The 12,915-nt window shown below is 69.4% G+C and carries 12 protein-coding genes; 7 read left to right on the plus strand and 5 right to left on the minus strand.

Annotated elements, in window-relative coordinates; all coding sequences use genetic code 11:
* The first annotated feature begins 23 nt into the window (after positions 1-23).
* Positions 24-1,487, plus strand: a complete 1,464-nt coding sequence (locus tag AB0L95_RS20655; RefSeq protein WP_365163272.1) for a catalase — start codon at positions 24-26, stop codon at positions 1,485-1,487.
* 65 nt (positions 1,488-1,552) lie between these two features.
* On the opposite strand, the gene AB0L95_RS20660 is transcribed toward AB0L95_RS20655, so the two are convergent.
* A complete protein-coding gene (locus AB0L95_RS20660) occupies positions 1,553-3,943 on the minus strand; it encodes a transglycosylase domain-containing protein (protein ID WP_365163273.1) in 2,391 nt (796 codons plus the stop codon).
* A 263-nt stretch (positions 3,944-4,206) separates the two neighbouring features.
* Between AB0L95_RS20660 and AB0L95_RS20665 the strand changes: the two genes are divergently transcribed.
* The 5 genes from AB0L95_RS20665 to AB0L95_RS20685 all read left to right on the plus strand — a co-directional run bounded on the left by AB0L95_RS20665 (position 4,207) and on the right by AB0L95_RS20685 (position 9,188).
* Positions 4,207-5,142, plus strand: coding sequence for an SPFH domain-containing protein (locus tag AB0L95_RS20665; protein ID WP_365163275.1), 936 nt, complete (start codon positions 4,207-4,209; stop codon positions 5,140-5,142).
* The gene (locus AB0L95_RS20670) at positions 5,139-5,375 is read left to right on the plus strand and encodes a hypothetical protein (protein ID WP_365163277.1); all 237 of its coding nucleotides are present in this window, start codon (positions 5,139-5,141) and stop codon (positions 5,373-5,375) included. The genes AB0L95_RS20665 and AB0L95_RS20670 overlap by 4 nt, the downstream gene beginning before the upstream one ends.
* Positions 5,376-5,653: 278 nt before the next feature.
* Complete coding sequence (locus AB0L95_RS20675) at positions 5,654-6,178, plus strand: PadR family transcriptional regulator (RefSeq protein ID WP_311698620.1); 525 nt, start codon at positions 5,654-5,656, stop codon at positions 6,176-6,178.
* Positions 6,175-6,864, plus strand: coding sequence for an ABC transporter ATP-binding protein (locus AB0L95_RS20680; protein WP_365163279.1), 690 nt, complete (start codon positions 6,175-6,177; stop codon positions 6,862-6,864). The genes AB0L95_RS20675 and AB0L95_RS20680 overlap by 4 nt, the downstream gene beginning before the upstream one ends.
* Complete coding sequence (locus AB0L95_RS20685; RefSeq protein WP_365163281.1) at positions 6,861-9,188, plus strand: FtsX-like permease family protein; 2,328 nt, start codon at positions 6,861-6,863, stop codon at positions 9,186-9,188. Before AB0L95_RS20680 ends, AB0L95_RS20685 begins: the two co-directional genes overlap by 4 nt.
* Before the next feature lie 54 nt (positions 9,189-9,242).
* Here the strand turns inward: AB0L95_RS20685 and AB0L95_RS20690 are convergent, their stop codons facing one another.
* From AB0L95_RS20690 to AB0L95_RS20705, 4 genes are all read right to left on the minus strand, one after another.
* Positions 9,243-9,671 (minus strand): hypothetical protein, encoded by a 429-nt coding sequence (locus tag AB0L95_RS20690; protein ID WP_365163283.1) that lies wholly within the window; start codon positions 9,669-9,671, stop codon positions 9,243-9,245.
* 4 nt (positions 9,672-9,675) lie between these two features.
* On the minus strand, positions 9,676-10,062 hold the full coding sequence (locus tag AB0L95_RS20695; protein ID WP_365163285.1) for a roadblock/LC7 domain-containing protein: 387 nt from the start codon (positions 10,060-10,062) through the stop codon (positions 9,676-9,678).
* Positions 10,063-10,157: 95 nt separating this feature from the next.
* Positions 10,158-11,048: a MarR family transcriptional regulator gene (locus AB0L95_RS20700; protein ID WP_365163287.1), complete on the minus strand. Its 891-nt coding sequence runs from the start codon at positions 11,046-11,048 to the stop codon at positions 10,158-10,160.
* Between the two features lie 195 nt (positions 11,049-11,243).
* Complete coding sequence (locus tag AB0L95_RS20705) at positions 11,244-12,200, minus strand: LysR substrate-binding domain-containing protein (protein ID WP_365163289.1); 957 nt, start codon at positions 12,198-12,200, stop codon at positions 11,244-11,246.
* Between the two features lie 159 nt (positions 12,201-12,359).
* Here AB0L95_RS20705 and AB0L95_RS20710 point away from each other — a divergent pair, with 159 nt between their 5' ends.
* A complete protein-coding gene (locus AB0L95_RS20710; RefSeq protein WP_365163291.1) occupies positions 12,360-12,914 on the plus strand; it encodes a peroxiredoxin in 555 nt (184 codons plus the stop codon).
* Position 12,915: the final 1 nt, after the last annotated feature.

Below are 12,915 nucleotides of genomic sequence, written 5' to 3' on the forward strand. Positions count from 1 at the left end.
TTAAGCACGACGGGAGGACGCTCGTGACTCAGGCACCGCAGTCGGTTCCCTACACCACCTCCAATGCGGGCATCCCGGTGGAGAGCGACGAGCACTCGCTCACCGTCGGGTCGAACGGCCCGATCCTGATGCAGGACCACTACCTGATCGAGAAGATGGCCCAGTTCAACCGTGAACGGGTCCCCGAACGGGTGGTCCATGCCAAGGGAAGTGGGGCATACGGAACCTTCGAAGTCACCAATGACGTCAGTCAGTTCACCAAGGCCGACCTCTTCCAGCCCGGCAAGCGCACCGAGATGCTGGCGCGCTTCTCCACCGTCGCCGGCGAGCTCGGTTCCCCGGACACCTGGCGCGACCCCCGTGGTTTCGCGCTGAAGTTCTATACCGAACACGGCAACTACGACCTGGTGGGGAACAACACCCCCATCTTCTTCGTACGCGACCCGATGAAGTTCCAGGACTTCATCCGCTCCCAGAAGCGCCACCCGGTCACCGGGCTGCGCAACAACGACATGCAGTGGGACTTCTGGACCCTCTCCCCCGAGTCCGCGCACATGGTGACGTGGCTCATGGGCGACCGGGGCATCCCGAAGACGTACCGCAACATGAACGGGTACTCCTCCCACACCTACATGTGGGTCAACGGCGGCGGCGAGAAGTTCTGGATCAAGAACCACATCAAGACCGACCAGGGCATCGACTTCCTCACCCAGGAGCAGGCCGACGACCTGGCCGGCCGGGACGCCGATGTGCACCGCCGTGACCTGTACGAGGCCATCGAGCGCGGCGACCACCCTTCCTGGACGATGTATGTGCAGGTCATGCCGTTCGAGGACGCGCCGGACTACCGGTTCAACCCGTTCGACCTGACCAAGGTGTGGCCGCACGGCGACTACCCGCTGATCGAGGTCGGCCGGATGACCCTGAACAAGAACCCGGAGGACTACTTCATCCATATCGAGCAGGCCGCGTTCGAGCCGTCCAACCTGGTGCCGGGCATCGGCCCGTCGCCGGACAAGATGCTGCTCGGCCGGCTCTTCTCGTATCCGGACACACACCGCTACCGCATCGGCCCGAACTACACCCAGCTGCCGCCCAACCGGCCACGGGTGCAGGTGCGGTCGTACGCCAAGGACGGCCCGATGCGCTACGAGCCCGCGCGCACCGCGATGACCTACGCGCCGAACTCCTACGGCGGACCGGCCGCGGACGTGGCGCGGTTCGGCGAGCCGGCCGGCTGGGAGACGGCGGGCGAGATGGTGCGCGAGGCCTACCGGCTGCACCGCGAGGACGACGACTACGGCCAGGCCCACACCATGGTCCGCCAGGTCCTCGACGAGGCGGCCCGTGACCGGCTGGTCTCCAACGTCACCGGGCACCTGCTGAAGGGCGTGTCCCGCCCGGTCCTGGACCGGGCGTTGCAGTACTGGCGCAACATCGACAAGGAGATCGGCGACCGTATCGCCCAGAACGTCAACGGCGCCTGACGTACCCCCATGAGAAGGGCGCCCGGTGAACCTGCCACCGGGCCCCCTCAGCGCTGTCGACGTGCCTACTGCGGCTGACCGTTCGGATTGAGCGGGTCATCCGGAGTCGTCGGCGGCGTGGTGACCGGGGTGCTCGGTGCGCCCGATGTCGGCGACTGGGTGGCGGGCTGGCTCGGGCTCGCCGGAGCCGAGGTCGTCGGCGGCTGCGACGTCGGCTTCTGCGTGGTCGGCGTCGACGACGGCGTGCTGCTCGGCGACTGGGTGAGGCTCGGCGTCAGGCTCGGCTGGACCGCTGCGCCCTGCGTGGTGTCCAGGTCGAACTTGCTGACCTCGTCCATCGCCTCGAAGGTGTACGCGGCCCAGATCTGCGCCGGGTAGCCGCCACCGTTGATACGGCCGCCGCCCAAGGTGATGAGACCGGTGGCGCCCTTCAGACCGACCTGGGCCCCGTTCTTGGCCTCGCCGAACAGGCCGACCGAGGTGACGAGGTCCGGTGTGTAGCCGGTGAACCAGGCCGACTTGTTGTTGTCGGAGGTACCGGTCTTGCCCGCGACCTGCTGCCCGTTGCGCGCCGGGTTCTCCCGGACCGACGTCCGGGCCGTACCGTCGTCGACCACGCCGGTGAGCACCGAGGTGACCGTGTCGGCGGCCGTACGGCTGATGACCTGGTCGCCGACCGGGTTGGGCAGGTTGACCGTGCGGTCCTTGTGCTCGGCCGACTTGATGATCGCCGGGGTGACCTTCCGGCCGTGGTTGTCGAGGGTCGCGTAGACGCCGGCCATCTCCAGCGGGCTCGCGCCCATGCTGCCGAGGGTCTGCGCGGGCACGGCCGGCAGGCCCTTGGTGTCCAGCCCGAGCGAGTTCGCGACCTTCAGCACCTCCGGCATGCCGACGTCGACGCCCATCTGCGCGAAGACCGAGTTCACGGACTTGTTCATCGCCGTCTGAACGGTGATGTTCCCGTAGTCCTGGTCGTCCTCGTTCGGCGGGGAGAAGGGGATCGCGCTGCCCTTGACCGGGCGGCCGCTCGTGCCGTCGTAGATCGTGTTCGCGTCGATCGCCCGGCCGTCCTGCGTCTTGGCCTGCTCCTCCAGGGCGGCCGCGAGGATCAGCGGCTTGAAGGTGGAGGCGGGCTGGTAGTCGCGGCGGAGCGCGTTGTTGCGGAAGTGCTTGAAGTAGTCCAGACCGCCGTACATGGCGAGCACTCGGCCCGTCTTCGGGTCGACCGACACCGCCCCGGGCTGGACAGCACCGTCGACGGAACGCTTCTTCGGGTCGAGCTTGCTGGTCAGCTGCTCCTTGACCGCCTGCTCCAGCTCCTTCTGCTTCTTCTTGTCGATGTTCACGGTGATGGTCCAGCCGCCGGCCTTCACCAGCGCCTCCGCGTCACCGAGGGAGGAGGCGGTGCCCTGGGTGACGAGCTGCTTCTCCAGCTCCGCGTTGGCCGCGTCCACCAGATAGCCGGTCTGCCCCTGCATGCCGGGCGCGCCCTTGGGGGCCTTCGGCACCTCGAACTTCATGGACTGGCGCTGCCCCGCGTCCAGCCAGTGCATCTGGACCATGTTGTTCAGGACGTAGTTCCACCGGGCCTGCACCAGCTTCTTGCCCGTGTCGCTGGCGATGGCCCAGTCGTACTGGTTCGGCGCCTGGAGCAGGGACGCCAGATACGCGCCCTCCTCGACCGTGAGGTCCTTGGCGTCCTTGCGGTAGTACGCCTGCGAGGCGGCCTGGATGCCGTAGGCGCCACGGCCGTAGTAGCTGGTGTTGATGTAGCCCGCGAGGATGTAGTCCTTGGTCTTCTTGCGGTCCAGCTTCAGCGAGATGACCAGTTCCTTCAGCTTGCGCGTGACGGTCTGGTTCTGGTTCAGGTAGTAGTTCTTGACGTACTGCTGAGTGATCGTCGAACCACCCTGGGCGCCCTTGCCGGAGAGGGTGTTGACCAGACCGCGGGCCGTGCCCTTCAGGTCGACACCGGAGTCGTTGTAGAAGGTCTTGTTCTCGGCGGCGACGAAGGTGTGCTGGACACCCTTGGGCACCTGGGCGAGGTCGACGTTCTCCCGGTTGATCTCGCCGGTGCGGGCGAGGATGGTGCCGTCGCTGTACTTGTAGACGTTGCTCTGCAGCCTGGCCGTGGCGTTCCCGGCCGGGATGGGCGTCATCATGTACAGCAGCACGAACGCGCCCATGACCAGCAGGACCAGGCCGAACAGCGAGCCGACGACCTTCTTCCAGGTGAAGAGCCTGCGTATGACGCTCTTCCCGCCCTTGCCGGCGGTTCCGCTCTTCGCGGCCTTGGCTCCCCTGCCGCGGGCAGCGGCCCGGCCGCCGGCCGCCGGAGAGGCCGTGCTCACGGGAGCCCCCGGGGCCCCGTTGGTCCCGGTCGTCCCGGACGAGCGCTTGGGCGCAGCGCGGCGGCCACCGCGCTGCCGCGCTCGTCTCTCTTCCGCTCGTCCCATGAGTGGATGCGCTCCGCTTCGTTCTCGGCTGTCACACAGGTACGTGGCTCAGGTCAGCTCAGAAAGCTAACACCGCGCGGTATGACAAAGGGGCGGCGATCCCCCCTTTTACGGACGTGACAATCAGCACCCGTCGCATCGGAACCAATCAGTGCCCGTCCCATCGGAACCGACGAGCGGGAGGAGTGAAAGGTTGCCAGGGCGGGTAATGTGCTATCACTTAGCTAAGTCAGAGCTATATGAGAAAACGGGGGACACCACCCATGTCGACACAAGACGCTTCCACCACCGCCGACATACCCGAGATGCCGAGCCCGCGCGTCAGGGAGTTCCCCGCGCACAGCGTCGGCGGTGCCACCGCACTGCTGCTCGGACTGGCCGGGCTGACACTGGGGGTGTGCCTGGTGGCCTGGGGCTCGACGGTCACCACGGCCGGCGCCAAGGCCGCACTGATCGTCGTCGGCGTACTGACCGGACTCGGGGCGCTCATCGCGATGGGCGGCCTGAACACGGTGGCGCCGGGCGAGGCCCGGGTCGTGCAGCTCTTCGGGCGCTACCGCGGCACCATCCGCCAGGACGGCTTGCGCTGGGTGAACCCCTTCACCTCCCGCACCAAGATCTCCACCCGGGTGCGCAACCACGAGACCGCCGTCCTCAAGGTCAACGACGCGTACGGCAACCCGATCGAGCTGGCCGCGGTGGTGGTCTGGAAGGTCCAGGACACCGCACAGGCCACCTTCGAGGTGGACGACTTCCTGGAGTTCGTCGCCACGCAGACCGAGACGGCCGTGCGGCACATCGCCATCGAGTACCCCTACGACGCTCACGACGAGGGCGGGCTCTCGCTGCGCGGCAACGCCGAGGAGATCACCGAGAAGCTCGCCGCCGAGCTGCACGCGCGCGTGGAGGCGGCCGGTGTGCAGATCATCGAGTCCCGCTTCACGCATCTCGCGTACGCTCCGGAGATCGCCTCCGCGATGCTCCAGCGGCAGCAGGCGGGTGCGGTGGTCGCGGCCCGGCGGCAGATCGTCGACGGCGCGGTCGGGATGGTCGAGGCGGCGCTCGCCCGGATCGCCGAGCGGGACATCGTGGAGCTGGACGACGAACGGAAGGCGGCGATGGTGTCGAACCTGATGGTGGTGCTGTGCGGGGACCGGGCACCGCAGCCCGTGCTCAACACGGGGTCCCTCTACCAGTGACGGACTCCTCAGGAGGCCGCTCCCCGCAGCAGCGCAAGCAGGTGCTGCTGCGGCTGGACCCGTCGGTGTACGAGGCGCTCGCCCGCTGGGCCTCGGACGAACTGCGCTCCGCCAACGCCCAGATCGAGTTCCTCCTACGCCGCGCCCTGGCGGACGCGGGCCGCCTCCCCGGCACAGCCCGCCCGATCCCCCGCCGGGGCCGGCCCCCGGCCTCGGGAGACCCGGAGACGTAGACCGAGACCGGGGAGCCTGGGACACGGGGCGGCGCGTGACCGGCACGGGTTACGGGGGCGCCCGGCAAGCACGAGTTGCCGGGGGCGCCCGGCGGACCCGGGGGTTCAGGCGGCGCCCCGCGAGCTCGGGACAGGCGTCGGCGCCCGGCGAGTCCGCGCCCCCGGTCGTGTGACGGAACCGTGACAAACGTCCCCCACCTGCACAGACGCACCCCGGACCAAGATCTATACGCGCGATGTATACGTCAGGTGTATACGCGATGTGTACAGTGCTTGCCATGTCCATCGGTCACACCCTCCTAGGGCTCCTGGAGTCCGGGCCCCGCCACGGTTACGACCTCAAGCGGGCCTTTGACGACAAGTTCGGTCATGACCGGCCGCTGCACTACGGCCAGGTCTACTCGACGATGTCCCGGCTGCTGAAGAACGGGCTCGTCGAAGTCGACGGGATCGAGGCGGGCGGCGGGCCCGAGCGCAAGCGGTACGCGATCACCGAGGCCGGGATCACCGACGTACAGCGGTGGCTCGCGACCCCGGAGAAGCCCGAGCCGTATCTCCAGTCGACCCTGTACACCAAGGTCGTCCTCGCCCTGCTCACCCACCGCGACGCGGCCGACATCCTCGACACGCAGCGCGCCGAGCATCTGCGCATGATGCGGATCCTGACCGACCGCAAGCGCAAGGGCGATCTCGCCGACCAGCTGATCTGCGACCACGCCCTGTTCCACCTGGAGGCCGACCTGCGGTGGCTCGAACTCACCGCCGCGCGCCTCGACAAGCTCGCCGAGGCGGTGACCAAGTGACTCCTCCTCCCGGTTCCCTGCTCGCCGCCGAGGACCTGCGCAAGGCATACGGACCGACCGTCGCGCTCGACGGCGCCGAGTTCTCCGTCCACCCGGGCGAGGTCGTCGCCGTGATGGGTCCGTCCGGGTCCGGCAAGTCGACCCTGCTCCACTGCCTCGCCGGGATCGTGCCGCCCGACTCGGGCTCGATCACCTACGCCGGCCGGGAGATGTCCGGCATGAGCGACGCGCAGCGCAGCCTGCTGCGGCGCTCGGAGTTCGGGTTCGTCTTCCAGTTCGGACAGCTGGTGCCCGAACTGACCTGTGTGGAGAACGTGGCCCTGCCGCTGCGGCTGAACGGCACCTCCCGCAAGGAGGCCGAGCAGACCGCCCTGTCCTGGATGGCGCGGCTGGAGGTCGACGACCTCGCGAAGAAGCGGCCCGGCGAGATCTCCGGCGGTCAGGGCCAGCGCGTCGCCGTCGCCCGCGCCCTGGTCACGAACCCGCGCGTGCTGTTCGCCGACGAGCCCACGGGCGCGCTCGACTCGCTCAACGGCGAGCGCGTGATGGAACTGCTCACCGAGGCGGCCCGGTCCACCAACGCGGCCGTCGTGCTGGTCACGCACGAGGCGCGAGTCGCCGCGTACTCCGACCGCGAGATCGTCGTACGCGACGGCAAGTCCCGGGACATGGAGCGCATCGTATGAGGATGCGCCAGGCAGCCAGGGACCTGGTCATGGGGGCGAGGTTCGCGTTCACCGGCGGGCGCGAGGGGTGGGTCCGGCTGCTGCTCACCGCCGTCGGCGTCGGCCTCGGCGTGTCGCTGCTGCTGCTCACCACCGCGCTCCCCGGTGCGCTCGCGACACGGCACGACCGGGAGAACGCGCGCGCCGACCACACCTACGGCAATCCGATACCCAAGGCCGACAACACCCTGGTGATCGCGGACATCGACACCACGTTCCGCTCCCACGACATCCGTGGCCGGGTGATGGAGCCCGAGGGTACCCGCGCACCGCTGCCGCCCGGACTGGAGCGTTTCCCGCAGCCGGGCGAGATGGTGGTCTCCCCCTCGCTGAAGACGCTGCTCGCCTCCGACGAGGGGCGGATCCTGCGGGACCGGCTGCCGTACCGGATCGCCGGCACCATCGCGGAGCAGGGTCTCGTCGGCTCACACGAACTCGCCTACTACGCAGGCGCCAAGGGGCTCGCGGCGCAGATCGCGCCGCCGGACGTGTCGCGGATCGACCGGTTCGGGGATCCCGACCTCGCCCCTGAGAAGTCGGACCCCGTCCTGCTCCTGCTGATGCTCGTCGTCTTCGTGGCGCTGCTCATGCCCGTCGGTGTCTTCATCGCGGCGGCCGTGCGGTTCGGCGGCGAGCGGCGCGACCGGCGGCTCGCGGCGCTGCGCCTCGTGGGCTCCGACAGCGGGATGACCCGACGGATCGCCGCCGGCGAGGCCCTCGCGGGAGCACTGCTCGGGCTGGTCTTCGGCACCGCCTTCTTCCTGCTCGGCCGACAGGCCGCGGGGTCCGTCGAGGTCTTCGACATCAGCGTCTTCCCCAGCTATCTGAACCCCACCCCCGCGCTGGCCCTGCTGGTGGCGGTCGCCGTACCGACGGCCGCGGTGCTGGTCACCCTGTTCGCGCTGCGCGGCGTGGTCATCGAGCCGCTCGGCGTGGTGCGCGCGGCCAAGCCCGCGCGGCGTCGGCTGTGGTGGCGGCTGCTGCTGCCGCTCGGCGGGCTCGCGCTGCTCTACCCGATGGTCGGCAAGGGCCATGATCACGGGAACTTCAACGAGTACCTGGTCATCGGCGGCGTGCTGCTACTGCTCGTCGGGGTCACCGCGCTGCTGCCGTGGGCGGTGGAGGCGGTCGTGGCCCGGCTCGGCTCGGGCGGAGTGGCCTGGCAACTGGCCGTGCGCAGGCTGCAGTTGAGCAGCGGCACCGCGGCCCGCATGGTCAACGGGATCGCGGTGGCGGTCGCCGGGGCCATCGCGCTGCAGATGCTGTTCGCCGGTGTGCAGAGCGACTACACCAAGCAGTCGCAGCACGATGTGACGCGGGCGCAGATGCAGGTCACCCTGCCGAAGGCGGGCCCGGTCGACGCCGTCGCCGAGCAGCTGCGGGCCACCAAGGGGGTGCGCCACATCACGGCCATCGAGGAGTCGTACGCCGGGGACCGGCGCACCGAACCGCAGCGGTCCGCCGAGATGACCGTGGGCGACTGCGCGTCGCTGCGGGAGTTGGGGCGGCTGCCCTCGTGCCGGGACGGCGATGTGTTCGTGGTGGCGGCCGCCGAGAGCGAATCCGACGCCCCGAAGCTGGCCAAGCCCGGCCAGACCCTGTACATCGACCCGGGCTACGCGGGCGAGAAGCACGCGGAGGTCCCGTGGACGGTGCCCCACGCGCTGAAGCAGGCCCAGCCGCGCAAGGCCCCGGACGGGGGGCAGCACGACGGTTTTCTGATCACCAAGGGCGCGCTGTCCGCGAAAGCGGCGCCGGCCTTCCGGGGGGATGTGTACGTCTCGCTCGACCCCTCGGTGCCCGACGCGCGGGAGTACGTCCGTAACACGGCGGCCCGGGTGGCTCCGTACACGGCCCCGCAGACCTGGGCGTCCAGCGAGGAGTCCGGGCGCTTCACCTCCATCCGCACGGGGCTGTTCGTCGGTGCCACCTGTGTGCTGGCGCTGATCGGGGCGAGCCTGCTGGTCTCCCAGCTGGAGCAGTTGCGCGAGCGCAAGAAGCTGCTGTCGTCGCTGGTCGCCTTCGGCACCCGGCGCCGCACGCTGAGTCTGTCGGTGCTGTGGCAGACGGCGATCCCGATCGCGCTCGGCCTGCTGCTGGCGGCGGTGGTCGGACTCACGCTGGGCGCGGTCCTGCTGAGGATGGTCGCCGCGTCCGTGACCGTGGACTGGGCGAGCGTGCTGACGATGACCGGTATCGGCGCGGGAGTGGTGCTGCTGGTGACGGTGTTCAGCCTGCCGCCGCTGCTGCGGCTGATGCGGCCGGACGGGCTGCGCACCGAGTGAGTGCCGGCCGGCCGTGCGGGCCCCTCCCCTCGTCGGGGGAGGGGCCCGCACGCATCACAGGGCGTACTCCTTCACCACCCGGCGGACCTGGGCGAAGAGCATGCCGACGTTCACCGTCTTGCGGCAGACGACCACGGCGACGACGTCCTGCTGCTCGTTCATGCGCACGAACAGATGGGTGAGGTTCTCGCTGTTGACGAGGATCTCCTGAAAGAAGTGGTTGTCGTTGGTGATCCCCCGGCGTTCCTTGAACACGTCCTCGATCATCACGACGGTACGGCCCTGGAACAGGTCGAGGGTGGCGCCCGCGAGGAGGTCGAGGACCTCCGGCGGGTGGTTGTCCACGGTCTCGTACGACAGCAGCATCCCCGTCGACATGTCGACCACGCCGGAGGCGACGCAGTCGGGTGCGTCGGTACGCAGGGACTTGACCAGGCCCATCACCTGGTCGGAGAAACCGGGAGTCATGCGCTTCGTCGCCATCCCTTCACACTCCCTCGGGTGCCTTCGCGGCAAGGATCGAACCGATGCGGTCCAGGGCCGGGCGGGTCGCCCGGTGCAGTCCGTCGACGTCCACGCCCTCGTCGCCGAGCACGACCATGAGCGCGGTGTCGCCGACGGCGTAGAACGCGGCACAGCCCTCGGTGCCGTACGCGACCGTGCCGCGCAGGGCGCCGCGGGCGGTCGCCTGGGTGGTGCGCCGGGCGAGGCCGAGGGCGGCCGCGGCCAGGGCGGCGAGCCCTTCGGGGTCGATACCGCTCGCCGTGTCGGCCGCGATGAGCAGTCCGTCCGCGGCCGCCACCGCGGTGTCCGTGATTCCGGACACCTGTTCGCGCAGGCCGCGCATTTCGAGTGCCAGCGCTTTGTGATCCATGTGTACAACTCCCTACGAATGATCCTTGGGTGATCGCATCGATTCGCCTTTCGTCTGTGTGTGAGGTGTCGGGCCTCTATGAGGTGCCGGGGTGGTCATTTGGCGCTTCCGCTCCGCAGGCGGAAGAACCCTTTCCAGCTCACTCCCTGCTTTTCGGACGGAAGGGTTGCGGTGATGCCGCTGGCGCCGGGTGTGCGCCGGGGCAGGGACGGAGCAGGTTCCGGGGGCCGGCGAGGCGCGGTGCCAATGTCCGGCGACGGGGGTACGGGGTCCGCGGGCGCGGCCGGCACAGGTGCCGGATCCGGGGCACGGGGGCGCAGCCCCTGCGCGGGCACACGGGTCGCGATCCACAGCGCGTGCCCGGCCGACTCGACGCATTCGAGATATCCCTCGTCCAGCAGCCGGGCCATCTCGACGGTGACCGTGTAGACCGCGCGTCCGGTGCGGAAGGCGATGTCCCGGGCCGTCCGGCGGCCGTCGGAGTGCAGGAGCAACTCGCGGCGCACCGCGCTCAGTCGGGTGACGTCGACCTCCAGCGCGGGCAGCGGGCGCTCTCGTCCGGGCCGCACCCGGTGGGGCAGCACGTCGAGTGCGGCCAGCTTGCGTGCGGCCTGGTGCAGCAGCCGCGTCGGCCCCTCGCCGACCGCGAGCGCCTCGGGCGGCTCGACCGGGTCCGGGACGGGCTCGCAGCCGTCCACGTCCCCGGCGACGATCACGAAGACCGCGTCCTGCATCGCCATCACTCGGACGACCCGCAGTTCGGCCGCCCCGGCGCCGGACCGGCCGGAACGCATCAGCAGCGTTCCGGGGCCCGGGGCGCCGGGGCTCGCGACGGCGACGACGAGACCGCCGCGCAGATGGACGACTCCCCCGGGCTGTCCGGAAATCCGGAGCGCACCGTCGCCCTTTTCCCTCGCGTACCGCGTCACCGCATGCGACAGCAGGTCGTAACCGGCCCGTCCAAGGGAATCCCGTATGCCCGCCACAACTCCCCTTGGAATGTCGCACACATGCCTGACGCGTCACACTGAGGGAGTATGTGTATCAGCCGGTGCGCATATTCCAGCGAAATTCGCACTACCTGACGGAAGTTGGCATTTCTCGCCGTTCCCGGGGCGTCATCGGTTCGGCATCGGACATGCGAATGACCGAGTACGCACCCGGGGTTGCCCGGTGCGCGGTCAGGCGTCGGCTGCGAGCACCCGAACCGGCAGCGGCTGCAGGACACCCCGCAGCGCCTCGGCCAGTTCCTCGTACTCGGCGCCCCGGGCGGCGCCCGCGCGCATCGCGAGGGCCACCCGCCGGGTCGGGGCCGGGTCCGCGAAGTAGCCGGTGAGAAGCTGGCTGTTGCGGGTGGTCTCCACCTTGAGGGCGGTGTGCGGCAGCAGGGTCACCCCGAGACCGCCGGCCACGAGCTGGACGAGGGTGGACAGCCCGGCGGCGGTCGTGGTCACGGGCGCGTCCTCACGACCGGCCTCCCGGCAGATGTCCAGGGCCTGGTCCCGCAGACAGTGCCCCTCGTCCAGGAGCAGCAGATTCAGCTCGCGCAGCGCCTCCCGGGGTATCCCCTCCCGTCCGCCGAGCCAGTGGTCGAGCGGCGTGACGAGCACGAAGTCCTCGTCGAACAGCGGGAGTTCGGCGACACCGGGCATACCGAGGGGCACGGCGAGGAGCAGCAGGTCGAGACGGCCGGTGGTGAGACCGTCGAGCAAGCTGGCGGTCTGCTCCTCGTGGACCTGGAGGTCGAGGTGCGGATAGCGGTCGTGCACCAGGTTGAGGACTGTCGGCAGCAGGTACGGCGCCACGGTCGGGATCACCCCGAGCCGCAGCACCCCGGTGAAGGGCGCCCGGACGGCCTCCGCCTCCTCCATGAGGGCGCCGACCTCGTCCAGCACCGCCTTGGCCCGTACAGCGAGACGCTCGCCGGCGGGCGAGAGGAGCACCTTGCGGGTGGTGCGCTCCAGCAGGGTGACGCCGAGCACCTCCTCCAGGACGGAGACGGCCCCCGACAGCGCGGGCTGGCTCATGCCGATCGCGGCGGCGGCGTCCCGGAAGTGCAGATGCTCGGCGACGGCCGCGAAGGCCCGCAGCTGGGCGAGACTGGGCTGGCGGCGCCCGTGGGACTTGGCCCCAGCCATGGCATACCCCTTAACTTATGGTCACTGATAATCCCCACCGATCAACGCGACCGAGTGTAGCTATTTCCCGAATCAATGCACCCTGTGCCAGGATCACGAGAGTCCAACCCATGAGAAATGCCTTGCCTCCGAGGTGTTTCTGTGCTTCAAGGAGAGCGTGTGCTCACTGTCGGTGACAAGTTCCCCGAGTTCGAACTGACCGCCTGCGTCTCGCTGGAGAAGGGCAGGGAGTTCGAGCAGATCAACCACAAGACCTACGAGGGCAAGTGGAAGATCGTTTTCGCCTGGCCCAAGGACTTCACCTTCGTGTGCCCGACCGAGATCGCCGCCTTCGGCAAGCTGAACGACGAGTTCGCCGACCGTGACGCCCAGATCCTCGGCTTCTCCGGTGACTCCGAGTTCGTGCACCACGCCTGGCGCAAGGACCACCCGGACCTGCTCGAGCTGCCCTTCCCGATGATGGCCGACTCGAAGCACGAGCTGATGCGCGCCCTGGGCATCGAGGGCGAGGACGGCTTCGCCCAGCGTGCCGTCTTCATCGTGGACCAGAACAACGAGATCCAGTTCACCATGGTGACCGCGGGCTCCGTCGGCCGTAACCCGAAGGAGGTCCTGCGGGTCCTGGACGCCCTGCAGACCGACGAGCTGTGCCCCTGCAACTGGAGCCAGGGCGACGAGACCCTCGACCCGGTCAAGCTGCTGGCCGGTGAGTGAC

The sequence above is a fragment of the Streptomyces sp. NPDC052036 genome, assembly GCF_040680495.1.
Taxonomy (GTDB): domain Bacteria; phylum Actinomycetota; class Actinomycetes; order Streptomycetales; family Streptomycetaceae; genus Streptomyces.

Excerpts from the sequence above, each read along its gene's own strand:
- AB0L95_RS20685 (WP_365163281.1), top strand. The coding sequence starts at position 6,861 with ATGAGGATGCGCCAGGCAGCCAGGGACCTGGTCATGGGGGCGAGGTTC.
- AB0L95_RS20675 (WP_311698620.1), top strand. The coding sequence starts at position 5,654 with ATGTCCATCGGTCACACCCTCCTAGGGCTCCTGGAGTCCGGGCCCCGC.
- AB0L95_RS20665 (WP_365163275.1), top strand. The coding sequence starts at position 4,207 with ATGTCGACACAAGACGCTTCCACCACCGCCGACATACCCGAGATGCCG.
- AB0L95_RS20690 (WP_365163283.1), bottom strand. The coding sequence starts at position 9,671 with ATGGCGACGAAGCGCATGACTCCCGGTTTCTCCGACCAGGTGATGGGC.
- AB0L95_RS20705 (WP_365163289.1), bottom strand. The coding sequence starts at position 12,200 with ATGGCTGGGGCCAAGTCCCACGGGCGCCGCCAGCCCAGTCTCGCCCAG.
- AB0L95_RS20695 (WP_365163285.1), bottom strand. The coding sequence starts at position 10,062 with ATGGATCACAAAGCGCTGGCACTCGAAATGCGCGGCCTGCGCGAACAG.
- AB0L95_RS20660 (WP_365163273.1), bottom strand. The coding sequence starts at position 3,943 with ATGGGACGAGCGGAAGAGAGACGAGCGCGGCAGCGCGGTGGCCGCCGC.